This window comes from Macrococcus equi (genome assembly GCF_047426745.1).
Classification (GTDB): Bacteria; Bacillota; Bacilli; order Staphylococcales; family Staphylococcaceae; genus Macrococcoides; species Macrococcoides equi.
Genome location: NZ_CP179732.1, coordinates 1065160 through 1088330 on the forward strand (window position 1 = coordinate 1065160; position 23171 = coordinate 1088330).

Here is a 23171-nt window from a genome sequence, read left to right on the forward strand (position 1 = left end):
TAAACTGGAAAAGAAAGCAAGAAATCGTTCTTTGATTTCAAAGCTTTATTTGAAGTTTATCGAAGGGCTGCAAGTGAGATGCCGTTTAGAGGCCATCGACCTTGCATTTAATAGAATCTAACCCAAAGAACACTAGCGTGCTAGTGTTCTTTTTTCGTTTTGATAGATAGTGTGAATACATGGTATAATTATGCAAAAATGAGTGTTTTGGAGGATTTATGAAGAAAACGTTATTTGTAATGATGTTGATATTGCTCGTTATTTTATCGGGTTGTAATGCTAAAAAGGAGCATAGTGATTCACAACAACGCATTATTTCGTTAATACCGAGTAATACAGAAATTTTATATGCTTTAGGGCTGGATAAAGAGATTATTGGTGTTTCGACTGTAGATAATTATCCTAAGCAGGTAAAAGACAAGGAAAAGTTTGATGGGATGAAGCTCGACTATGAAGCGGTATTAAAAGCGAAGCCTACAATGGTATTTGCACATGAGTCGATGGAACAGGCTCAGGAAAAAACGATTAAGAAACTCAAAAGTAAAAGGATTAAAGTCATTGTTGTACATGACGCAAATTCTTTTGATACCTTATATCAAAGTATTACTCAAGTTGCACATGCAACTCATAAAGAAGCGAAAGGTAAAGCTTTAATCAGTGATATGAAGCAACAGGTGAAAGAGATTGCCGGCAAGTATAAAGATGTCATTCATGGTAAAAAAGTATTTTTAGAAATGTCATCTCACCCTGATATTTATACAGGTGGGAATCACACTTTAATGAATGATCTACTTAAGCAGCTTGGTGCTGAGAATATCTTTAGTGGTATTGAAGGATATCAGGCGGTAAGTGCAGAGGCGATCGTTAAAAAGAATCCAGACATTATTATTTCTACAAGTGGTAGTTCACAAAAAGAACTGGAAAAAGAAGTGAAAGCAAGAAACGGATTTAATCATGTGAAAGCAGTGACAGATAATCAGGTTCATGCTATCAATCCGGATACTGTTTCAAGACCAGGTCCAAGAATCGCTCAAGGTATGGAAACGATAGCTAAAGCTGTGGCAGATGAAAAATAATCTGATTGTAATGACAATGATTCTCGGAGTGGTCGTCTTCTCACTATTTTATGATGATTTCGGGTTTTTAAATATGAATGAGCCGATTAACCGCACCGTCTTATTTGAGATAAGAATGCCAAGAATTGTTACAGGTATTCTAGTAGGTATTATTCTTTCTATTACAGGGTACGTATTTCAGACAATACTCAACAATTATTTAGCAGATAGCTTTTCGTTAGGACTAGCGAGTGGAGCAAGTTTTGGGAGTGCACTCGCAATTGTAATGGGGCTTAGTATTTCTATGATAATGACGTTCAGTATTATTTTTAGTTTACTGACATTAATTATCGTGCTCTTAGCGAGTCGATTGAATAAATTTAATCAGCCAACGATCTGGATGATTCTTATAGGAATGCTGATTAATTTTTTCTTTTCAAGTTTAGTGTATGTCTTAATTCTTATCGTGCCATCGAAAGCGACACATATCATGAATTACTTGTATGGATCAATAGATACAGTGAGTTTTAATGACATATTTATATTGCTCCCTATAACGCTTATAGGACTTGTTATCATCTATTATTTCCATCAGCATATTGAAATCTTAGGATTAGGTCATGACCGTGCCAAATCCCTGGGTCTTAGTACTGAAACAGTCATGTATATCCTGCTTATAACTACAAGTATAATGTGTGCGGTATTAATCAGTATGACGGGAATTATCGGATTTGTGGGGATGATTATTCCGCCATTTGTGAAGCTCGGGTTTAAAGGCACAAAACTTTCAAAGATGAACTTAACGATGGGATGTGCCGTGCTTATCGTATTAATAGGCGACCTGTTAGGCAGAGAAATCGTTCAGCCGGTTCAAATTCCTGTATCCATTATGATGTGTTTAATCGGGATGCCACTATTACTCTGGGTAATTATGAAACACAATACTAAGCCATACTAAAATATTGCATCAAACTTGCTAAAGTTAGCGCATTGGTGATTTCACCATGCGCTATTTTTCTTTTTATTTCCTGCAAAGAGATGCGTACAATCTCGATATCCTCAAATATTTCTCGGGAAATTTGCTCTGTCTGTTGTGCATGACGTATAAGGACTGTTGATAATTTATTAGTAAATAACGCTGGATTAGGATGCATCGTACCAATCATACAAGCACTGCCGCTATAACCCGTTTCTTCAGCCAGTTCTCTAGTACCAGCATCAAGTGCTAACTCGCCTGCATCGACTAATCCACCAGGTAACTCAAGCGTATAATCTTCAATTCCAATCCTAAATTGTCTAATCATAATAATCGTATCATCTACTTCACAGATTACATTTACCCAGTCTGGTGCTTTAATTTGATAGAACGTACTCTCAGCATTCTGATATGAAAATACAGCAGTCTCCACTTTAAAAACTTTATAGTCATCCGAACGTATTAAACGTATCTTTTTCCAGTCCATAGGTCACCTCGTCATATTATTCGATTTCAGTTTAACAGATAAGCTATACTTATTGTAATTGGAGGTTTCAATCATGGTAAAAGCAATTATATTTGATTTAGATGGTACATTACTGGATAGAGAGCAATCACTGCGTTTGTTTTTAGATGATCAGTTCGAGCGATTGAGAGAGTACTTTACACAAGTTCAAAAGGACGATTTTATAAATTATTTTATAGAATACGATGCGCATGGTTATGTCAAAAAGGACCGAGTTTACAAAGCTTTAATAGATCAGTTAAACATTCAGTTTGTAGATGAAAAAGATTTACTGATGGATTATGATATGAACTATCCGAAGTTTGCTACAGGATTCCCGGATGTGAAAGAAATTATTTCAAGATTGCAGAATAGAGGTTACAAATTAGGGATTATTACGAATGGTAAGGTTGAACACCAGCGTTATATCATCGATGTATTGGGTATAGAGAAGTATGTTTTAGAAATACTGATTTCAGAAGCTGTGGGTTATCGCAAACTTGACCCTGAGATTTTCATGATGATGTGTGACAAATTAGGTGTTACGCCGCAAGAATGTTTATTTGTTGGTGATCATCCGATGAATGATATTGAAGCACCGCACAATCTTGGCATTCAAACAGTATTTAAGGATAATCATTATTTTGAGGCACCGGACAGCAGTGTAATGAATTATCGTATAGAGAATTTATCTGAACTATTCAGTATTATAGATGAGGAGACGATATAAATGACAAATGTAATCTGGCAGGATGAAACTGTTGCAGGTGGTATTTTTGAAACTGTGACCGTAGAAGGTAATGCAACTGCAACGTCTAGTATTGAAGCAAATGAACTCGTTGTTGCTGATGAAAGTGTGTTAAAGATAGAAGGACAACTCAATGCTCCCTACTTAAAGGTCAATGGTGAGTTGGTAATAGACGGTACATTAGAAACTAATGAACTTGTTATATCAGATAAAGGTTATTTAGTCGTGCAAGGTGAAGTCGTACTGACATCAATTGATAATCGTGGGACGATTGATTTAAAGAATGGATTAAAGGCAAACGAGATTCATAATAAAGGGACTTTTATCGGAGAAGGCCCGGTGAAGGCAGAAGTATTTAATTCTAAAGGTTCAATACGTCTTGATGAAGAATTAAATGCACAATCGATTTCAATTTCAGTCGCTGAATCAAGTAATATTCGCTATATTGTGTGTGATGAACTGACAGTCAAAGCAGAACGCGAAAAGTTAATTTTTAAAGATGATACGTCACGACTTACTGTACGAGAAATAGATGCAGTAAGTGCTACTGTAGAAAATGTTGTGAGTGAGTTACTGCGTGCAGATAATGTGACGATTAAAGAAAATTGTTCTATTAAAGTTGTAGAATATGCACAGGATTATCATTATAACGAAGCTTCAGATGTATTAGAGTTTGCAAAAATCACAAGGAACTAGAGGGATAGATATGGAATTAGCATTAACTAATAATGACGTAGCAATACATTATGAATTGATAGGTAAAGGTTATCCGCTTGTAATGTTGCATGAACAGTTTTTAAATACGACGATGTTTGATGCACTTGATACAGATTTTATGAAAGAATTTCAATTGATTAAAATTGATTTGCGTGGTCATGGATTTAGCGATAAACCGTTAGATATTAAGATGGATGATTATGTAGAAGATGTACTGACCGTCCTTGATAAGCTATATATTAATGAGGCACATTTTATGGGATTTGGATTAGGTGGAGCTGTTGCAGCAACAATCGCTTCGAAATATCCAAAATACGTGAACAAATTAATTCTAATCAGTACAGGTATTAAAAGTTACTACGAAGCAGAAAGAGAATTTCACCATCGCTATGCAAGTATATTAAGAACAATGTCACGAAAAGAACGTACGAAAGTGCTTGAAGATTATATGTATTATGATATTAAGACTGTCAAAAAATATTATAAAAAAATGAAAGATACACAGACAGCGATGACTGAAAAAGAAGAGGATGCAGTGATTATTTCGACGGTAGATTATAATCCTCAAAAATTAGATGTAATAGAAGTTGAAACACTCGTTATGAATGGTCGTCATGATGAACTTGTGCCGATTGAAGAAGCAGAAGCACTTGCTGCATTATTACCAGCCAGTAAGTTGTCAATTTACGAAAAAAGTGGACATGGGTTAATATTTGAGCAATATGATGAATTTGTTAAAGAAGTTAAGGAATTTTTGTTAAAGTAGTTACTTCTAAGTCTTTAGTATGTTAAAATATGTGAGTACTGATAATCTTAAGGAAATTGCTGGAGGAAGCATGAAAAAGATTGTAACGGTGTGTTTACTCACATTCATACTTACAGGCTGTCATAAAGAGGTCATGCTTGAGCAACAAGCAGGATCAGTTGTACATAATGATCAACCTACTAAACAAAAGAAAATCGACAAAAAGCAGTCTGAAAATACGCAGCACAAAATTGTTGCAAACAAAGTGAAACATATAAAGGCGGAGATTTCAAAAGAGGTTGCTGTGAAGTCCTCTAATATAAAACCGGTGACATCGAAGAGAGAGTATGTGAATACGGTTAAAGAATATTCTAAAGCGATGGATCAGGTCATTAATACAATGCCGCTGAATGCACAGGAAAAAGAAATTGAACAACAACTTAAAACGGTGAAACACATTGTGGTGAAATACGAGTCGAAGACAAGAGCTGCTAAAGACATGCCACAAATAAAAGTAATTGATTCTGAAGTGAAAAAAGCAAATGAAAAATATATAGAATCACTCGGTAAGATTGCTTCAGCCATCAAAGTGTCAGACCCCGCATTAAGGGAAGCGGGATACACGGATTTTTCAAAAGGGCATACTCATCTTAATCGTGCGTATTATCAAGTGCAGTCTATGGAAGAAGCGCCTGAACAATCGACGCCAACGATATCTGAGTCTACAACTGAAGCACCATCGTTAGAAATCGTGGTGTATAAAGCAGGTAGTAGCGAAGAGGTGCCGGTCAAGGAACCCGCAAATAATACGACTAATTCAAAATAAATATATTGAGCTAATGAACAAACGTTTAAAATCAATTTGATTTTTATAGTTTGTTCTTTTTCAGTTGTATTCAAATAACTTTATTCCGATACACAATTTTGATAAAGTAATGCTAACAAAGGTCTAAAAGGAGTGCCTATGGATAATAATATTTATGATAATCGGTCATTGTTTGATAAATATAGTGAGATGGAACGTTCAGTAAAGGGATTAGAAGCTGCAGGTGAGTGGGAAACCTTTAAAGCAATGCTTCCTGAGTTGAAAGATGCTGCTGTCCTTGATCTTGGATGTGGTTATGGATGGCACTGCCAATATGCTGTTGAACAAGGTGCAGAGAAGGTGGTCGGTATAGATATTTCCGAAAAGATGCTGGACCGTGCACGTACGCAGCCTGATGCAGAGAAAATTATATTTATCAATCAATCGATGGATGAGCTGGATTTTGAACCTCATGAATTTGAAGTAGTTATGAGTTCATTAGCAATACACTACCTGCCATCATTTAAAGATGTTGTTGAACAAGTAAAAGAAGTATTGACGATAAATGGTACATTTATTTTTAGTGTTGAACACCCAGTGTATACAGCAGAAGGTAGTCAGGACTGGATTTATGATGATGCAGGTAACAAATTATTCTGGCCGGTGGATCATTACTATAAAGAAGGCGAACGTGAAACACAATTTCTAGGCGAAGAAGTAAGAAAGTATCATCGCACACTCTCTCACTATTTAAGTGTATTGATAGATAATGATTTTGTGATAAAAGGCATTGCTGAACCGGAGCCGAGTGAGAAACTATTAGATGAAATACCTGAAATGAAAGATGAATTAAGAAGACCGATGATGCTTATTATATCAGCACGAAGAAAATAGACTTGAGGCGATTGCCTTAAGTCTTTTTTTATGAGAATCACCAATTTCAAAGCTGCAATTCAATCTGAAATTGGTAGACCCCCAATTTCAAAGTCACAACTCAAGGCGAAATTGGTAGACCCCCAATTTCAAAGTCACAACTCAAGGCGAAATTGGTAGACCCCCAATTTTAAAACCACAACTTACTCCAAATTAATCGCCCCACGTGTCAAACACCCACAAAAAAAGACCCTTTTCGGGTCATTTTAAAATTATTGTAAAAACCAGTAATCGGTTTTCATACCTTTAAGATAACTATATTCTTTAGGTGTAAAACCGTTGTTACGCAGTTCATTATTAATGAAATCTCTAACATCCCATACGAGATGAATAAACTCATTCATAGGCATCGGTGTGACCATGTGCGAATTATCCATATCTAAAATTGCAGTAATATCTTGAGGTGTTAAATTAAATTGTTGTGCGATTGTTTCAACAGATAGGGTCGCATCATGTAAATGAGCGTATAATTCAGTACTGGTAATTTTACGTTCTTCAACTGATAGTGACATAATCATCCTTCTTTCTATGTGTAGAAGGTAATTATAATCTTTTTAGCGCAAATTACAAGCTTTTTCGCTTTAATGTGATAAATTTTCTACGACTTTTACTTTTGAGTCATAAGTAGTCATTAAATCACTCACAAAATTAAACTGATTTTGTTTTGTTGCGGCATCGAGTGAAGATTGTACAAGTGGTACTGTTTTATAGCCACCAGCATTATAATCTCCTTCATTATAAGTAGGGAGGAATTCACCTGAAACGACTTCAACGCCATCATCTGTCTTCTTAATATCTAAAGACAGGATACCACCTAGTTTTGTCTGCATCTGGCTTTGCCCACTAAAGAAATTACCTTGGCTATAGATGATGAAGCTATTATCATCTTGTTTCATCGGTTCAAGAGCATGAGGATGTCCGCCAAGAATAATATCTGCACCATAGTCAGATAAAGCTTGTGCAACATCTTGCTGCTCTTTATTTTCATGATATTGATACTCCACACCCATATGTAGAGATACAACTACTCCGTCAACTTGTGGTTTCAATGCTTCGATATCTTTTTTCATTTTTTTAAGATCGATATAGTTCACATCATAATCGGCAGTAGGTACTTGTCCGTTTGTCCCGTATGTATAAGCTAAAAATCCAAGTTTTACACCATTTTCTTCAATAATACGAGGTGTATCGTGATCTTTTTGACTCTTGTAAGCACCGACGTATGGCAAGTACATTTCATCTAAGTGTTTCAGTGAAATATGCAATCCTTTCTGACCTTGATCCAGTGCATGGTTATTTGCATTAGATACAATATCAAATCCGGCATTTTTTACGGCTTCTGCTACTTCTGGTGGTAAGTTAAATGTAGGGTAGTCTCCTAAACCGAGTTCATTTGCAGCAATAGGTGTTTCCAGATTAGCAATCGCAATATCTGCTTCTTCTATCATCGGTTTAATCTCAGTAAACGCTGGATTAAAGTCATAGCCGTTCGCAGTTTTTGCGTGGGCTGCGACATGTCCATGGACAAGTACGTCTCCAACTGATTTCAGATTCACAACATTGTCATCTGTTTCTGGATGGTGTTGCTGAAGAATTGTAGTAGGTAATACAAATTGTGTTGCAGTTAGTACCGATAATGCTAATGCTTTCATTTGATATTTATCCATTATATCTGTCTCCCTAATCTATTAATTTACATTAACTATATTATAACTGAATATAGATAAAAAACAGTATTTATTTTTATAGGGATATATTACCTTTTGATAAATAGTGAATACGTTGATTCAAAGATCCTCTAAATTTTAGCTGTGGTCGGTATAGGTGATGTACAAAAGGACCATCCACAAGGACATCAATTTTACTTATGATTGAGGCAAGTTCAGGTGTACGCCTTATATATTCTAGCATGTATCCTGACCACATCCAGATGTCTTTAGAATTTTTGAATCTACTTCTAAATGCATGAATGAGTGGCGTAATAACAGCGAGGTTATCCAGAGGTTCCCCGCCCAGAATGGAGAGGCCGCTAATATAGTCTTTATCAATAAGTGTCATAATTTCTTCTATTAAAGATTCATTCACCTGTCTGCCGTGATGAAAGTCCCATATACTTGCATTAAAACACTCAGGACAGTGGAAATGACATCCTGAAACATAGACACTTACTCGCATACCACTGCCATCTGTAACCACACAGTTCATCACTTTTGCGATATAACCGTTGCCATCATATGTCATAGTAAATCATCTCTTGTGGACATATGTTTAACACGGCTACTGATCTCGATTTGACGACCTTTTACCATAGGACGCTTAAGTGGTTGTCCGAGATAACCGCATGTACGTTTGACGACATCCGTTGTGTCAGGATCACTGTTACCACATTCAGGGCACGTATAACCAGCTGCAGTCGGCCTGAATTCACCAGTATATCCACAGGTATAGCATTGGTCGATTGGCGTATTCGTACCTAAATAACCAACACGTGAGTACGCATAATCCCATACCGCTTCAAGCGCTTCAGGATTGTGCACCAGACTTGGATATTCGCAGTAATGAATAAATCCACCAGTAGAATACTGTGCAAAATCTTTTTCAAAATCTATCTTTTCAAAAGGTGTTACTTTTTTACGGATATCATAATGAAATGAATTTGTATAATATCCTTTATCCGTCACATTAGGAATCGCACCGAAACGTTCAAAATCCAATCGACAGAAGCGGTCAGTCAGCGATTCACTCGGTGTCCCGTACACACTAAACTGAATATCGTGTAGCTCAGTTAACGCATCAGCAAAATGTTTAATCGTCTTTAAAATATTAAGTACAAATTCATAAGCTTCGTTATTCTTTTCCCAATCTGGACCGAATAGCAATGCACCCACTTCGTACAAGCCGATATACCCGATACTAATAGTCGAGCGGCGATTCAAAAATAATTCAGAGATATCATTGTTAACATTCAGACGTTTTCCGAAGGCACCATATTGATATAAGATGGGCGCATTTTGTGGGGTTGCATCTTTTAGTCGCTTAATTCTAAACAAACAAGCGTCACGCACAATTTCTAGTCGGTTTTTCAGTTCGATCATAAAGTTATCCGCTCTTGGATGTATTATAGCGATACGAGGAAGATTGAGTGTGACAACACCAAGATTAAAGCGTCCGTTATTGATAAACTCCCCATTTTCTTCGTAGGCACTTAAGAAACTTCTGCAGCCCATGGGTGCCTTAAAATCTCCAATCATATTCGTTAAAGCCTGATAGTTAAGAATATCAGGGTACATCCGTTTAGTGGCACATTCTAATGCCAGTTGTTTTACATCATAGTTAGGGTCTGTTGCCTTTAAGTTGATACCATCTTTTAAGCTGAATACGAGTTTTGGAAAAATGGCAGTCGCACCTTCTGTACCCAACCCTTGAATACGTGTATTTAAGATTGCGCGTTGAATCATCACGCTAAAGTCATCCGTGCCCAGCCCGAAACCGAACGTGACAAATGGTGTTTGTCCATTACTGGTATAAAGTGTGTTAATTTCATATTCAAGTGACTGGATAGCATCATTAATGTCTTTAGCTGTCATTTGATGAACATAGGTATCGCGTTCTGTTTCTGCGATAAACTGCTGAGCTACTTTGCGGTGTTTCATGGCATTCAGTTCAGCGTAAGGACTGAGTACTTCATCAATTCTGTCTACTGAGCAACCACCATACTGGCTACTAGCGACACTAGCAATAATTTGTGCGATTTGAGCAGCAGCGGTCTGGATAGACTTCGGGGTAGCCACTGTTGCATTACCAATTTTGAATCCAGATTTTAGCATGCCGGGAATATCGATTAAGCAGCAATTTGTCATCGGCATATATGGATGATAATCGAGGTCATGAAAATGTATATCACCGTTTTCATGGGCAAGACGTACATGCTCAGGCAACATATCAAGACCAATGGATTTAGCGACTGTCCCTGCAGTGAGGTCTCGCAGTGTATTAAAGACATTGGCATCTTTATTCGCATTCTCATGAATAACTTCCGGAGATTTATTGATTAATCGATTTAAGCTTTCCTGTAGATTATTTGTTTGAGTTATCATATTTACCACCTACTATATATAGTGTTCACATAAACATATTAATACTATATATAGTATTTGTCTTAACATCGGTCATCTGTTTGAAAAGATGTCATATTTCAGACGAGTATATGAGGGTCTAAGCGGAGAAGGTGTGAGAAAATGCACAAAGTATAAATAAAATACCGTACAAAACGAGATTCAATCGTTTTGTACGGTTAGGTTTAACGACTCAGCTAGCCCTTTAAGAAGTCTTTGTCTTTATAAGTAGGGTTAGGGTATTTGTAGAAACCTTCATGGGTTGCCACACCTAGTTTTCCGGCATCGATGTATTCTTTTAACATCTCTGTGACGCATTTCAACTGTGGGTGTGTAATAGAGGCCTGCACTGAAATATTATAGGCAGTTGTGAGTCCCACAACATCCAGAATACCGAATGGTCCGACAGGTGATCCTGTCGCTAACATCCATGTTCTGTCGATTGTTTCTATATCACCGACACCATGCGCATAAAGAAGTTCAGCAGATTGTAATAATGGTACGAGTAGAGAGTTGAGGATATAGCCAGGTTGCTCTTTTTTCACAAGGATCGGCACCATATTAATTTGTTTTGCAAAGCCCATGACAATTTGATTATATTTAGGATCTGTCGTGTCATGACTCATCACTTCAGCAATATTATTCTGCCAGATTGAGTTTGCAAAGTGCAAGGCTAAGAATCTATCCGGTCTGTCAGTATAATCACGGAATGTACTTGGTATCATTGTTGAAGAATTGGTTAAGAATAACGTTTTTTCCGGTGCAAGTCCTTTCATACTTTCATATAATTCTTTCTTAGCATGCATACTTTCAGCAATCGATTCAATCATCACATCACTGTCATCAAGCACTTCTTTCATATCCATTGAAATTTTGATGCTATCATACGCTCTTTGTGCTCTATCTTGGTCATTGAAATATGCCCCGTAAATAGGGATTAAACGTGTGAGTTTCTCCTGCATACGCTTTATTGAAGCCTCACTTCTAGCAAACATGATGACGTTACAATCAAAGAACGCACATTGAAAAGCAATTTGACTTCCAAGTACTCCACCACCGACGATACTTACGTTTTTCATTGACTACCACTCCTTATATTTAATCAGTTAGGCGCTGTAATAACCGTAATACGGACCGCGCTTACTGTGTTTATTTAAATGTAAAAGGTGAGAAACTGTTGTAAAACGATAACCTTGTGCGCGTAAATTATAGATGACTGCCGGTAAGTTATTCGCTGTTGTCGCATGTGAGTCATGCATCAGAATAATTGATCCCGGACGTACTTGCTGATTAATATACATATTCATTGATGCAGCAGTAGGTACTTTCCAGTCCAGCGTATCAACATTCCATAAAATAACTGGGACTTTACTATATTTTAAAGTACTGTAATTAAAGTTACCGTAAGGCGGTCTGAAAACTGTCGGAGCTTTTCCGGCATATTTTTTAACAGTGTAGTAGCCGCTGTTAATTTGTGTTTTAATACGACTTTGGGTGATACTTGTTAAATTAGCATGGCTATAAGTATGGTGACCTATTTCATGACCATGTAATGCAACTTGACGTGCAAGATGTGGGTATTGCTTGGATGATTGTCCTACCATAAAAAATGTAGCAGGAATTTTCTGCTGACCTAATGTTCTAAGTATCGAGGCAGTACCAGCACCGGGACCGTCATCAAATGTGAGTGCGACATACCCTTTAAATGGTGCAGATTTAGCATAAGAATTTTCTTCAGGAAGTACTAAAAATGTGCATATTAATGATAAAAAAACAAGCAGCAGTTTCTTCATATTTATCCTTCTTTCTATCGTTCTATTCTACTCTATTATACATCACTTCAAATATTTGTATGCTTATATTTGTGACAAAATGCGCATGTTTATGTAAATGTTATGTGTGATATGAAAGGGAAAGTTTTCATTTAGTGCGATAATTGGTAAAATAGTATCAATATATAAAAAGAGAAGAGTAAATTTATAGTAAGTGATGAAAATTTTTTAAGGGTCACGGAGGCGCAACACAATGACAAACGAATTAAATATCGACATCCAGGAGCAGGAAGAAAAAAAGGAATATGCGGCAGAGAACTTTAATAACTATACGCTGGACCATTATTTAGCGGGATTATCCAAAGATGAACTTAAAAATATTTGTCGTAATTTAAGTATTAAAGGCTTTTCCTCTAAAAATAAGGAAGATTTAATTCAGTTAATTACAACATCATATTTTAGTGACTTCACAATTTTGCAATCCATGCTAAAGAGCTATGATAGTGGCTATAAAGTGGTGCTGGATAAGCTGAGTGAACAAGAAGAGAATTATATGGTGTTCCACTATGATGTACCAGATGATGTGTTCTTATTCTACGCACAAGACACTGAACTGCTCTTCATCCCAAAAGATGTTAAAACACATTTTTTGGCTTACAAGAAAGAACACCCTGAATTTAAAGCAGATATTGATAATATTCATTTCTACAGAAGCGCTTTAAATTTATATGGCTTTGTTAGTTTAAAACACTTACAGACTTTAAAAGAAAAATATTACAGTGTAAAACCATCTGAAGAAGAGATTCGTGAAGAGATCATTGCACTGATGCCTGAATACGAACCAATGATATCAGGTAGCAGTATTAAACATATTGAACTTGCGCCTGTGCAACTGAATTTACAGGCACTCACAGAAGATAAAACGTATTATATACCTTCTTTTGATGAATTTATTGCATATACAGAGCGCTTTTACATTGAACGTACTCCTGAAGTACAAGCGTTAGAGGCTTATCTTGCAGATCATATTATCGAAGATTTCAAAGATACTGATACATCTCGATTAATAGTGAATACAATTCTATTTGGCTTACGTGCTAATGAGACACCTGACCAAATTCTGTTGCATATTGATAACGTTGAAGCGAATGGCTTTATGCAGTTTAATACGCGTGATGAACTTACAGTCTTAATTCGTGAAGCATTGAATACGACCCGATTATGGACACTTCATGGCTTTAAGAAAACCGAAACAAACAGCACAGCAAAGAAAGTTAAGAAAAAACACGTGCAGGTTAAACGTAAAACTAAAAAACGTGGTAAAAATAGGAATATTGCGCACGTCGCTAAACTTAAAGCGCAAGAGAAAAGGTAAATTCAAGCATTTCACTAGTGAGAAGTGCTAATTGATGATATAGTTTATCATAACTTACATTTTGAGGTGAAATCGTTGAATAGAACTGGACAAACAACTGTGTGGGGACGAATATACAATATTTTAAATATTGCTGTGGTCATCCTGATCATTATTCAATTAATCTCACATATGAATTTTAATATGCTGATTATATGTTCATTTGCAGCGTTACTTGTACTTGGACTATTAGATAGTTTAGACCGTAATGCATGGCGTGAGAACATGTTCCGTCATATATTTGATTTTATATTACTCGTATTATTCGCATTTTTATATTTCGGATAGTTTACGATTTGTCACAATTTAAGACTTCAATCTATTGAAATTTCATTCCATTTCACCATATAATGAATGGTATTCAAATAGATTGGAGTCTTTTTTTTATGAAAACAAATGTATATTTTAACCATGATGGTGGAGTAGATGATTTAATATCACTATTTTTATTACTGCAAATGGACACAGTAAAACTAACAGGAGTGAGCGTTATTGATGCCGACTGCTATATTGAGCCGGCAACGTATGCATCACGTAAAATCATTGACCGCTTCGGAGATGGCAAACTGGAAACAGCGAAATCAATTATCCGTGGAAAAAATCCTTTCCCGAAAGACTGGAGAATGCACGCATTCTTTATGGATGCTTTACCTATCTTAAACGAAAAAGGCACAATTGACGCACCCCTTTCTGAAATTCCGGCACATCAGCACTTAATCAATGCTGTGATGAATGAAAAAGAGAAGACAACACTGTTATTTACAGGACCATTATCAGATTTAGCTGAAGCGTTAAAGGTTGAGCCAAAAATCGTTGAAAAAATTGACAAGTTAGTCTGGATGGGCGGCACTTATCTACCGGATGGAAACGTTCATGAACCTGAGCATGATGGTACAGCTGAGTGGAATGCTTACTGGGATCCTGAAGCAGTAGGTGTAGTATTTGATGCGGACATTAAAATTGATATGATCGCACTGGAAAGTACGAATCAAGTGCCATTAACGCCAGCCATTCGCCAAATGTGGGCAAACGATCGTAAATATCCGGGTGTCGATTTCTTAGGTGTAAGTTATGCGGTTGTTCCGCCATTAGTACATTTTATTACTAATTCAACATACTTCTTATGGGATGTGTTAACGACAGCATCAGTCGGTAATCCTGAATTAGTGAAATCAAAAGAAATCTTATCAGGCGTCTATACGGAAGGGCCTAGCCAAGGTAGAACGTATGAAATGGAAGGTGGCCGTCCAGTGAACGTAGTCTATGATGTAGATCATGACGGTTTCTTTAATTACATTACAGATTTAGCAAAGAAAGTGAAATAAGATTTGGACATATATAAAGTTACAAAACTATCATTGTTCTAAGATGTTAGTTTTGTAACTTTTTTTGATGTCATCTTCACTTTTTAACAATTAAAATACGATGATGTAGCACAATACATTATTCCTTGATACACTAAATACAACAATTTTAAAAATGGTACACATACTTTTATTTCAAAGGAGGGGTATGATGCAGGTATTGTTAGTTGAAGATGATTTACGCTTAGGAAAGATGATGAAAATGCTACTCACAAAACAAAATCACATTGTTACTTGGCTGACTAATGGGGAAGAAGCGCTGGATTATGCTGCAACGAAACGCTTTGATATTATTTTGCTCGACTGGATGTTACCGGACGTACAAGGAATCGATATATTGAAACAAATTCGTTCGCAGCATATCGCTACGCCGATTATTATGATGACAGCGAAAGGTGAACTGGAAGATAAAGTGTCTGGATTTGAAACAGGTGCGGATGATTATATTGTGAAGCCATTCGAGTTTGAAGAACTACACATCAGAATGAATGCATTACACCGTCGTAATGTGGGACAAATGACAAACATACTTGAAGTAGGACCTATTGCTGTAGATACGACAAAGAAAAAAGTACTTATTCATGGTGCGGATATTAACTTAACCAACAAAGAGTATACACTGCTTGTATTATTAATGGAGTATCAAGGTATTGTCGCTAAAGATATGATACTTGATAAAGTGTGGTCGATTGATGAAGTTGTGAGCGATAATAATGTAGAAACACTCGTTAAGCGCTTACGACAAAAGTTAGGGACATCTATTGCACCTTACAAGGTGAAAGCAATAAGAAATATGGGATATATATTAACCGATGATGCATCCTAAACAAGGTGGCCTTTATTTACTCTTTGCCTCCAGTGTCTTTGTTTTACTCGTTACATTTTCTATTATTGCGTATGTCGCCACATCATCAAGTATTAATTATCAGTTGAAACTTAAATCAGATCATATTCTGTCATCAGAGTTCAAAGAACATTTTAAACAAGAACAGGACGGACTCCATTTAATACTAAATAATGATACAGAGGAAAGTATTAATCAAATTTACTTTATAACGCAGAACAATGCGATTATTAAACAACCAGTCTATGACCGTCAGTTGATTGCACAAATCAACACACAACTCACCGACGATAAAGAGTTTAGGCATCGCTATATGAATATTGACAATGCGCATTATTATGTATCGGGAAAGAAAGTACAACTTGCTAGTCACGAGACAGTGTATATGTATACGGTATTTGAATCGACTGAGAGTTATCACGGACTATCGCAGCTAAAGAATGCACTGATCGGTCTCACTGTCATCTACATCTTTCTTATTTTACTGATGACTTATTTCTTTTCAAAGAAAGCGATGGCGCCGCTTGAATATGCGGTGATGCGAGAGAAACAGTTTGTGCAGGATGCATCGCACGAATTAAAAACACCACTTGCTGTCATGAAGGCAGGCACTGAAGTGATTGAACAGTTTGACGGAGACCGATTATCTGATGTTGGTAAAGAGATGATTATAGATATTAAGAATGAAATTAATCATATGACGGCCCTCATTGGAGATTTGCTCTCGCTTTCTCGTCTGGATGGTAATATGGCTGTTGAAGCGGTCAATTTAAGTGAAATTGTTGAAGAGCGCATACACCACTTTGAACGTCAACAAGTTAAGGTCATAGCTGATATTAAGCAGAATGTTATCATTAAAGGTAATGCACAGGCGTTAAAGCAGGCACTATCTATTCTTTTTGAGAATGCAGTAAAATATGTCGAGCATCCGCAAATCACCATTCGATTAGCTGAACATGAATTAATTTTTAAAGATAACGGCCCAGGTGTCGCAGAAAAAGATTTAGCACATCTGTTTGAAAGATTTTACCGAGGAAATACGACGAAAGAGGGTTCAGGTATCGGGTTAGCACTATTTAAAGAGATTATGGATCAACATCAGGCTAAAGTTCATGTTAGTAATGATAATGGATTAACTTTTAAAATAAATTTTAAATAATATATTAAATGTCAGTTTGATGTCAGTTTCACTTGTTATCTTATGTGTATAGAAAATAACTTATAAGAAAACAGGAGGAATTAACATTATGCCATTACATCCATTAATCGTACACTTTCCAATCGCTTTATTACTTGTCGGAACTTTATTTGAACTTTTATCATTAAAATATAGAAAGCAACTTAACTTAGCAGGAACAATATTACTTGCACTAGGATTTGTCAGTGGTGTTGTTGCATTTTTAACAGGAGATAGCGGAGAGCGTTTTGCTGAAATGCACTTTGGAGAAGTTGAAAATATGATTCATCAGCATGAAGACATGGCACGCAATGCGATGATTATGTTTGGTCTTGCCGTTGGTTTAAAACTTATCACACACTTTACAACACAATATCAAAAAGCAATTTATATCGCAGTGATTGTTATTGCAATCATCGGTAGTGTATTATTAGCTTATACAGGTCACTTAGGTGGTCAAATCGTTTACGAAAATGCCAAAATACTAAATCACTAAAAGGAAGATTATTATGAGAAAACAATTAGACAGTCCAACATATTTTCACCACGTGGAACATTTAAAACATCAGCAAGGTTCAAAAAGAACACTATGGGCATCACTATACATTACATTATTCTTCACGATCGTTGAAATTGTCGGTGGAATATTATCAAACTCACTCGCTTTACTATCAGACTCAATGCATATGATGAGTGATGTACTCGCATTAGGGTTATCAATGGTTGCAATCTATTTTGCATCAAAAGCTCCTACTGCTAAATATACATTCGGCTTTTTACGACTTGAAATACTTGCTGCACTACTCAATGGTATCGCGTTAATCGTTATCGCATTAGGTATTACGTATGAAGGTATTATGCGTATCATACATCCGCAAACGGTTGATGTGAAACTTATGTTGATTATTTCTACGATTGGTCTAATTGTAAATATCATTTTAACGATTATTTTAACACGTTCATTAAAAGGTGAAGACAATATTAATGTTCAAAGTGCATTATGGCATTTTATTGGAGACTTACTGAATTCAGTAGGTGTTATCGCTGCAGTCATCATCATCTATTTCACGCACTGGACACTAATTGACCCTATCTTAAGTATAATTATTTCTATCATTATCTTCCGCGGAGGATATAAGATTTGTAAGAATACATGGGGCATCTTAATGGAAAGCGTACCTGAAGGTTTGGATACTGACAAAATCATTAGTAGTATGAAAACTCATCCAGCAGTTGTTGATGTGCATGAATTCCATCTATGGTCAATCACAACAGACCACCCTTCAATTACAGCACACGTTGTCGTTGAACCATCGACAGATGATAAAAACTATCAGGTTATTAATGAGTTATCAAACATGTTAGCTGAAAAATATAATTTAAAACACTCAACGCTTCAAATTGAACATCTGGAAAAGAACAATCCTGATAATCAATATTTTGACGAGATTAAATCTTAGGAATTTAAATATAAAAAGAACCAGCTTTATTTACAAGCTGGTTCTTTTTATTAATACAGTGATTGATTTGCAGGTATGGGCGATACATCAGCTAATTTGTAAGTATCGTGACTAATAAACTGAAGTTCGTCCAGGTAATGTGAAATATACCTTAACAAACGTATTAAAGTCAGCTCATCATTATTTGTTTCCATAATGCGATCATACTTAAGGGTTCTACAACGCAAGCGCATAAATGAAGGGGCCTCGGTATAGTGTTCATTCTGATAGATAGAACAGTACCATCGCTGGTTGAATCTATCGAAAATTTCATATTGATTGAGTGCATTCATTAAAGCCCCTCCTCTCTATATTTATCAATAAATATACCACGGAATGTGATGAATGAATACAGTAATAAATCGCATTAATAATAATATATTTATGTTGTAATTGTTTATAGTTGTTTGATGTATATCTATAATTAAATGTATATATTTAATCAATTCATTAATCTTAAATTAAATTTTTCATGAATTGAAAAGGTTAGTTAATTTTATTTCATATTCATAATATTGTAAAAACATATTTTAAATCATGTAAAAGTAACTTATAATAAAATTAATACAACATAATAGATTGGGTGAGGGATTTGAAATATATATTAGGTATTTCAGCTTGTGTACTTTTATTGTTTACAACAGGATGTAGTAATCACGAAGAGAAAGTTATGAGTGCAAAGAGTATTAGAAAGTCACAGTATCTATACCAGTGGTCAGGTTCTAAAAAAGATGATATTATGCTGGTCAATTCAGCTGTGAAGCATTTCTTTGACCGATATGAAGATGCCTATAATAAAAGTAATTACAATCTACTCACTTCATCAGTAAAATCAGGTTCAGTTGCTGAAAAAGAAATTAAAAAAGAAATCAAAAGTGGTAATTATCGTGATATGACAGTCTATAGTCATACGATTGATCAAATAACTTCAAAAAAAGATGAATATGTAGCATTAGTCGGTAAAGAAATCTCTAATTATGCGACGAATGGCAGAACATATTCTGAAACGGTCTTTCATTTTGAATATGATTCGTCTTTAAAACAAATGATGATTACACAAGTGTCAGATGTTGATAAAAGTGAAATTAAAGTCAATGATCAATCTCAGGCGCAGAAAGATGCAAAAGGTAATGGTGCTGTGATTGATGTGTTATCAACAGACTTTAAGAATAGCTTCTTCCAGGATAATAGCCGTTTTGCAGGTGGTGTAGCTAATCAGATGAGCTTCCAGGTGATAAAAGATAAGTTTGGAGACTTCTCAGATCATACGACTATTAATCAGAAGAAATATTATATATTCGGTAATGCCGGAATTAACTTTAACAAACAGCTGGATGATAAGAGTACAGGTGCTGAAACCGCACAGGATATGGTCATTGTTCCAACGTACACTCTGTATCAGGATGTCATCGCTTTCTACGGTCATCCGCAACAGGAAAAGCTGGATAATACGAATGATCCGAGAGTTATCTATGAAAATGAATCCGGCAGTGTGAAAGTTGCCTTCCATCTATCATCAAATAAAAAAGAATTAGAATATATAGAGAAGTTACAATAAAAAGCCGGCCAAGCGATTAATCATCGCTTGTCTGGCTTTTTATTTATCACAGCATCTGTTATCTTTTCGGTACTTTTACGCAACTGTGGTAAAATATAATAAAATAACTTAATGGATGGTGTTCTTTATGCGAATGTATAAGATTGTATTGGCAGTACTTTTATCACTGGTACTTGGTGCCTGTAATAATGGATCTAATGACGTAAAAGAAGATACGAAGTCATCAGAAACATCGAAAGTTAAGTCAGAAGAGCCAACTGCTAAATCAAAGTCAGAAAAGGCAACTGAAAAACCTAAGACAGTAAACAAAACCAAATCAAAGAAAGATAAAACTTCAAAAAAGAAACACACAACTGAAGTTTCAGCAAACCTAAAACTACTTACAGACAAAGCGTTAAATGATTATTTATCAGTTCTACCTAATGCAATGAACAACCGTAACTATAGTAAAATTCGTCCCTTTATCAAATCAGGTTCAAAAGCAGAGGAATATTTTTTAGCGAAGTTACCGACAGGAAGTTTTGATAATTACCGAATTACTGCATATAATATTGACCGAATTGACGTTAAAGGACGTTATGCTCATGCTATTGTGACACGCACCATGTCTTCAAATGCTACGAACGGTAACTTAAAACGTGTGATCACAGTTTTTGATTACTACTACAATAAGCAAACAAGAAAAATGGAACTTTATGATTTTAATGATAAAGCGATCTATGATGTTGAAACGAACGCTGTACCAGAACCAACTGCTAAAACTACTCCAGCGAGTACACCACAACAAGCAAAAGGTGATGCAACGACATGTATTCAGACACGATTAACATCAAGTTGTGAAGGCGTTAGTGATAGTCAATTGCTGAATGCATACAATGCAATGGTTCAAGCGGGTACGTTGCCTAAAGCAGCATATAATGGATGTGTCACTTGTACGATTAAATCAGCATATCAAATCAAGGATAATCCAGTAGAAACTGCAAAGGTAAATAGTTTACCTCAAGCCGTACAGATGACAACAGATCAATATCGTAAGCAACTTGAAGCATATTATTCAGATATGGATATAGCGATTATTGGGGCGCAGCCGATAAATGGCACTGATATTTTAGAAGATGCTGGCGGTAAGTATTATAAAGTAAAAGCCATTGATATTAATACGAAAGAATTATTACAAACCTATAAAGTCTATATCTCAAGTGGGACAATCGTTGCAGAATAGACGCCTTAAACTGAACAATACCGTAGAACTTTGAACGGAAGAAGTATCACATAAAGTGGAGGACCTATGTCTATTCTTATCAACGCATTTATGAGGTCGATTGATAATAAAGAAGTTATCTCAATTGACGATCTATATTTACTTTTTAAAACAAGAGATCAACAAGCCATACAAATATATTTAAATAATCTTAAGACCCATGGTGTAATTCATTTTGAAAAAGTGGATCATGGTTACATTATAGATAAAGTTGATAATAACACGGAAAATATTATCGCTTATCTGGAAGATAATCTGGACAATATCACTTTGGATGATTGGAAGATGTTCTTAGAGCTAGACTGGTGGGGACCGGATTCGCATGATAGATTTACTTCACTTTTTCATCAGAAGTTTCCAGACGAAGATTATTCGATGGTTGAATATATTGAACCTTATCCACTAAAACCTACAACATTTAATCCCTTGGAGATTAATGATGAGTATACGTCTAATTTATTGTGTAATATATATGATAGATTATTTGAGTATGATAGCTTAGGTAATATTAAGCCATTACTAGTTCATTATTATGAGTTAGATGACCATGTATTAAAGCTTTACTTGAAAAAAGGAGTTAAGTTTCATGACGGGACCATCCTTACTGCAAAGGATGTCGTAAAGAATCTGCGTGCGCTTTTTCAATCACGAAAATATGCATTTTATAAAGATAATGTCCTTTCGATAGAACAACTCTCGCAAAATGAATTACAGATAGTAATGCGTGCAACGTCAACAATGATATTAAATATTCTGGCGACTGATCATGCTTCTATCTTTAAGAAAGAAGGGGCGTTCTATGTAGGGACAGGTCCATTTTATTTCGGACATGATTATTTAACGCATAGCGAGATGTATGCTTTTTCTGAATATCATCTGGGAAGGCCCTTTATTGATAAAGTAAAGAACTTACAAGTACCCATTAATTATTATCGTGATGAAAAATGTGAAAATCTTATTGATAACTACCATATTCAAGCAGTGGATATGTATTATAATTTGATGATGGTTGTGTTTAATGTTCATACAACGAATATTCAAGATCTACAGCTACGTCATTACATCACGTCAATTATTCACCATCACATCAATTATTTTGTAGCATTAAGTAGAACATTTAAGCCTAATTATACAGGTTTCTTTCAGGACTCTAATACGCATCAGTATGAGACGCCAGAGAAAAATCAATACAAAAATAAAGTTATTAGAGTTGCAATATTTGATAACCTCAATCAATCTGGAGAAACTTTAGCAGCTTTGCTTGAATCATATGGATGTATAGTAGAAAGAGTCTATTATACATTCGAAGATTTCATTAGAAAAGATTTAAAAGATTTGAATGTTGATGTATTTTTTGGGATGTATAGTTTCTTTAATCAACCGGACTATACATTTTATACATTCTTAACGACAGCAGTGAGAGAAATTGTTGAACAACATTCATCACTTTCTGTCTTGGTAAAGCAGTTTGAGTCAGCAAAGTTAGAAGAAAAACATGCGATTAATCTAAAAATTGAAGAGATATTAATTGAACAAAATTTAATCGTTCCAATGATACAGAATAAACGCCAAATTACTGTCCCTGATACGATTAAAGATTATCGCATAAAAGCAAATGGATTTATTGATTACCGTACAATTACACTATAAGAAAAACCGCTTAAAAACTTTAAGCGGTTTTTC

The 23171-nt window shown here is 35.6% G+C and carries 24 protein-coding genes; 17 read left to right on the forward strand and 7 right to left on the reverse strand.

Annotated elements, in window-relative coordinates; translation table 11 throughout:
• Positions 1 to 218 precede the first annotated feature (218 nt).
• Together ACMGE6_RS05665 and ACMGE6_RS05670 are read left to right on the forward strand one after the other, a co-directional pair.
• Entirely contained in the window at positions 219 to 1076 is an 858-nt protein-coding gene (locus tag ACMGE6_RS05665; RefSeq protein ID WP_414054744.1) for an ABC transporter substrate-binding protein, read from the forward strand.
• Positions 1066 to 2013: a FecCD family ABC transporter permease gene (locus ACMGE6_RS05670; RefSeq protein WP_414054745.1), complete on the forward strand. Its 948-nt coding sequence runs from the start codon at positions 1066 to 1068 to the stop codon at positions 2011 to 2013. The genes ACMGE6_RS05665 and ACMGE6_RS05670 overlap by 11 nt, the downstream gene beginning before the upstream one ends.
• Here ACMGE6_RS05670 and ACMGE6_RS05675 read toward each other — a convergent pair.
• The gene (locus ACMGE6_RS05675) at positions 2000 to 2518 is read right to left on the reverse strand and encodes an NUDIX hydrolase (RefSeq protein ID WP_414054746.1); all 519 of its coding nucleotides are present in this window, start codon (positions 2516 to 2518) and stop codon (positions 2000 to 2002) included. The two genes, ACMGE6_RS05670 and ACMGE6_RS05675, sit on opposite strands and share 14 nt — an antisense overlap.
• Positions 2519 to 2591: 73 nt before the next feature.
• Between ACMGE6_RS05675 and ACMGE6_RS05680 the strand changes: the two genes are divergently transcribed.
• From ACMGE6_RS05680 to ACMGE6_RS05700, 5 genes are all read left to right on the forward strand, one after another.
• Positions 2592 to 3266 carry an HAD family hydrolase gene (locus tag ACMGE6_RS05680; RefSeq protein ID WP_414054747.1) on the forward strand — a complete coding sequence of 225 codons (675 nt, stop codon included), beginning with the start codon at positions 2592 to 2594 and terminating at the stop codon, positions 3264 to 3266.
• Entirely contained in the window at positions 3267 to 3980 is a 714-nt protein-coding gene (locus ACMGE6_RS05685; protein ID WP_414054748.1) for a hypothetical protein, read from the forward strand.
• A gap of 10 nt (positions 3981 to 3990) precedes the next feature.
• Positions 3991 to 4767, forward strand: a complete 777-nt coding sequence (locus ACMGE6_RS05690) for an alpha/beta fold hydrolase (protein ID WP_414054749.1) — start codon at positions 3991 to 3993, stop codon at positions 4765 to 4767.
• A gap of 70 nt (positions 4768 to 4837) precedes the next feature.
• Positions 4838 to 5572: a hypothetical protein gene (locus ACMGE6_RS05695; RefSeq protein WP_414054750.1), complete on the forward strand. Its 735-nt coding sequence runs from the start codon at positions 4838 to 4840 to the stop codon at positions 5570 to 5572.
• A gap of 138 nt (positions 5573 to 5710) precedes the next feature.
• Positions 5711 to 6445, forward strand: a complete 735-nt coding sequence (locus ACMGE6_RS05700; RefSeq protein WP_414054751.1) for a class I SAM-dependent methyltransferase — start codon at positions 5711 to 5713, stop codon at positions 6443 to 6445.
• A 251-nt stretch (positions 6446 to 6696) separates the two neighbouring features.
• Here ACMGE6_RS05700 and ACMGE6_RS05705 read toward each other — a convergent pair whose 3' ends face one another.
• From ACMGE6_RS05705 to ACMGE6_RS05730, 6 genes are all read right to left on the reverse strand, one after another.
• The gene (locus ACMGE6_RS05705) at positions 6697 to 6996 is read right to left on the reverse strand and encodes a DUF2316 family protein (protein WP_414047286.1); all 300 of its coding nucleotides are present in this window, start codon (positions 6994 to 6996) and stop codon (positions 6697 to 6699) included.
• A gap of 69 nt (positions 6997 to 7065) precedes the next feature.
• Positions 7066 to 8151 carry a CapA family protein gene (locus ACMGE6_RS05710; RefSeq protein ID WP_414054752.1) on the reverse strand — a complete coding sequence of 362 codons (1086 nt, stop codon included), beginning with the start codon at positions 8149 to 8151 and terminating at the stop codon, positions 7066 to 7068.
• Between the two features lie 76 nt (positions 8152 to 8227).
• Positions 8228 to 8725 (reverse strand): anaerobic ribonucleoside-triphosphate reductase activating protein, encoded by a 498-nt coding sequence (gene nrdG / locus ACMGE6_RS05715; protein WP_414054753.1) that lies wholly within the window; start codon positions 8723 to 8725, stop codon positions 8228 to 8230.
• On the reverse strand, positions 8722 to 10581 hold the full coding sequence (gene nrdD, locus ACMGE6_RS05720) for an anaerobic ribonucleoside-triphosphate reductase (RefSeq protein WP_414054754.1): 1860 nt from the start codon (positions 10579 to 10581) through the stop codon (positions 8722 to 8724). The genes nrdG and nrdD overlap by 4 nt, the downstream gene beginning before the upstream one ends.
• 215 nt (positions 10582 to 10796) lie before the next feature.
• Complete coding sequence (locus ACMGE6_RS05725) at positions 10797 to 11678, reverse strand: 3-hydroxyacyl-CoA dehydrogenase (RefSeq protein WP_414054755.1); 882 nt, start codon at positions 11676 to 11678, stop codon at positions 10797 to 10799.
• A 27-nt stretch (positions 11679 to 11705) separates the two neighbouring features.
• Positions 11706 to 12392 carry a polysaccharide deacetylase family protein gene (locus ACMGE6_RS05730; RefSeq protein WP_414054756.1) on the reverse strand — a complete coding sequence of 229 codons (687 nt, stop codon included), beginning with the start codon at positions 12390 to 12392 and terminating at the stop codon, positions 11706 to 11708.
• A 232-nt stretch (positions 12393 to 12624) separates the two neighbouring features.
• On the opposite strand from ACMGE6_RS05730, the gene ACMGE6_RS05735 reads away from it, so the two are divergent.
• From ACMGE6_RS05735 to ACMGE6_RS05780, 10 genes are all read left to right on the forward strand, one after another.
• Positions 12625 to 13746, forward strand: coding sequence for a hypothetical protein (locus ACMGE6_RS05735; RefSeq protein WP_414054757.1), 1122 nt, complete (start codon positions 12625 to 12627; stop codon positions 13744 to 13746).
• A 75-nt stretch (positions 13747 to 13821) separates the two neighbouring features.
• Positions 13822 to 14073: a hypothetical protein gene (locus ACMGE6_RS05740; RefSeq protein WP_414045576.1), complete on the forward strand. Its 252-nt coding sequence runs from the start codon at positions 13822 to 13824 to the stop codon at positions 14071 to 14073.
• Positions 14074 to 14171: 98 nt separating this feature from the next.
• Positions 14172 to 15110: a nucleoside hydrolase gene (locus tag ACMGE6_RS05745; RefSeq protein WP_414054758.1), complete on the forward strand. Its 939-nt coding sequence runs from the start codon at positions 14172 to 14174 to the stop codon at positions 15108 to 15110.
• A 190-nt stretch (positions 15111 to 15300) separates the two neighbouring features.
• Positions 15301 to 15975 carry a response regulator transcription factor gene (locus tag ACMGE6_RS05750; RefSeq protein WP_414054759.1) on the forward strand — a complete coding sequence of 225 codons (675 nt, stop codon included), beginning with the start codon at positions 15301 to 15303 and terminating at the stop codon, positions 15973 to 15975.
• The gene (locus tag ACMGE6_RS05755; RefSeq protein ID WP_414054760.1) at positions 15962 to 17152 is read left to right on the forward strand and encodes a sensor histidine kinase; all 1191 of its coding nucleotides are present in this window, start codon (positions 15962 to 15964) and stop codon (positions 17150 to 17152) included. Before ACMGE6_RS05750 ends, ACMGE6_RS05755 begins: the two co-directional genes overlap by 14 nt.
• A gap of 88 nt (positions 17153 to 17240) precedes the next feature.
• Positions 17241 to 17666, forward strand: coding sequence for a DUF2231 domain-containing protein (locus tag ACMGE6_RS05760; protein WP_414054761.1), 426 nt, complete (start codon positions 17241 to 17243; stop codon positions 17664 to 17666).
• Between the two features lie 13 nt (positions 17667 to 17679).
• A complete protein-coding gene (locus ACMGE6_RS05765) occupies positions 17680 to 18630 on the forward strand; it encodes a cation diffusion facilitator family transporter (RefSeq protein WP_414054762.1) in 951 nt (316 codons plus the stop codon).
• 631 nt (positions 18631 to 19261) lie between these two features.
• Complete coding sequence (locus tag ACMGE6_RS05770; protein WP_414054763.1) at positions 19262 to 20227, forward strand: TcaA NTF2-like domain-containing protein; 966 nt, start codon at positions 19262 to 19264, stop codon at positions 20225 to 20227.
• Between the two features lie 127 nt (positions 20228 to 20354).
• Entirely contained in the window at positions 20355 to 21449 is a 1095-nt protein-coding gene (locus tag ACMGE6_RS05775; RefSeq protein ID WP_414054764.1) for a TcaA NTF2-like domain-containing protein, read from the forward strand.
• Between the two features lie 66 nt (positions 21450 to 21515).
• Positions 21516 to 23138, forward strand: coding sequence for an ABC transporter substrate-binding protein (locus tag ACMGE6_RS05780; protein ID WP_414054765.1), 1623 nt, complete (start codon positions 21516 to 21518; stop codon positions 23136 to 23138).
• The last annotated feature ends 33 nt before the right edge of the window (positions 23139 to 23171 follow it).

Excerpts from the sequence above, each read along its gene's own strand:
- ACMGE6_RS05665 (WP_414054744.1), top strand. The coding sequence starts at position 219 with ATGAAGAAAACGTTATTTGTAATGATGTTGATATTGCTCGTTATTTTA.
- ACMGE6_RS05670 (WP_414054745.1), top strand. The coding sequence starts at position 1,066 with ATGAAAAATAATCTGATTGTAATGACAATGATTCTCGGAGTGGTCGTC.
- ACMGE6_RS05675 (WP_414054746.1), bottom strand. The coding sequence starts at position 2,518 with ATGGACTGGAAAAAGATACGTTTAATACGTTCGGATGACTATAAAGTT.
- ACMGE6_RS05680 (WP_414054747.1), top strand. The coding sequence starts at position 2,592 with ATGGTAAAAGCAATTATATTTGATTTAGATGGTACATTACTGGATAGA.
- ACMGE6_RS05685 (WP_414054748.1), top strand. The coding sequence starts at position 3,267 with ATGACAAATGTAATCTGGCAGGATGAAACTGTTGCAGGTGGTATTTTT.
- ACMGE6_RS05690 (WP_414054749.1), top strand. The coding sequence starts at position 3,991 with ATGGAATTAGCATTAACTAATAATGACGTAGCAATACATTATGAATTG.
- ACMGE6_RS05695 (WP_414054750.1), top strand. The coding sequence starts at position 4,838 with ATGAAAAAGATTGTAACGGTGTGTTTACTCACATTCATACTTACAGGC.
- ACMGE6_RS05700 (WP_414054751.1), top strand. The coding sequence starts at position 5,711 with ATGGATAATAATATTTATGATAATCGGTCATTGTTTGATAAATATAGT.
- ACMGE6_RS05705 (WP_414047286.1), bottom strand. The coding sequence starts at position 6,996 with ATGTCACTATCAGTTGAAGAACGTAAAATTACCAGTACTGAATTATAC.
- ACMGE6_RS05710 (WP_414054752.1), bottom strand. The coding sequence starts at position 8,151 with ATGGATAAATATCAAATGAAAGCATTAGCATTATCGGTACTAACTGCA.
- nrdG (WP_414054753.1), bottom strand. The coding sequence starts at position 8,725 with ATGACATATGATGGCAACGGTTATATCGCAAAAGTGATGAACTGTGTG.
- nrdD (WP_414054754.1), bottom strand. The coding sequence starts at position 10,581 with ATGATAACTCAAACAAATAATCTACAGGAAAGCTTAAATCGATTAATC.
- ACMGE6_RS05725 (WP_414054755.1), bottom strand. The coding sequence starts at position 11,678 with ATGAAAAACGTAAGTATCGTCGGTGGTGGAGTACTTGGAAGTCAAATT.
- ACMGE6_RS05730 (WP_414054756.1), bottom strand. The coding sequence starts at position 12,392 with ATGAAGAAACTGCTGCTTGTTTTTTTATCATTAATATGCACATTTTTA.
- ACMGE6_RS05735 (WP_414054757.1), top strand. The coding sequence starts at position 12,625 with ATGACAAACGAATTAAATATCGACATCCAGGAGCAGGAAGAAAAAAAG.
- ACMGE6_RS05745 (WP_414054758.1), top strand. The coding sequence starts at position 14,172 with ATGAAAACAAATGTATATTTTAACCATGATGGTGGAGTAGATGATTTA.
- ACMGE6_RS05750 (WP_414054759.1), top strand. The coding sequence starts at position 15,301 with ATGCAGGTATTGTTAGTTGAAGATGATTTACGCTTAGGAAAGATGATG.
- ACMGE6_RS05755 (WP_414054760.1), top strand. The coding sequence starts at position 15,962 with ATGATGCATCCTAAACAAGGTGGCCTTTATTTACTCTTTGCCTCCAGT.
- ACMGE6_RS05760 (WP_414054761.1), top strand. The coding sequence starts at position 17,241 with ATGCCATTACATCCATTAATCGTACACTTTCCAATCGCTTTATTACTT.
- ACMGE6_RS05765 (WP_414054762.1), top strand. The coding sequence starts at position 17,680 with ATGAGAAAACAATTAGACAGTCCAACATATTTTCACCACGTGGAACAT.
- ACMGE6_RS05775 (WP_414054764.1), top strand. The coding sequence starts at position 20,355 with ATGCGAATGTATAAGATTGTATTGGCAGTACTTTTATCACTGGTACTT.
- ACMGE6_RS05780 (WP_414054765.1), top strand. The coding sequence starts at position 21,516 with ATGTCTATTCTTATCAACGCATTTATGAGGTCGATTGATAATAAAGAA.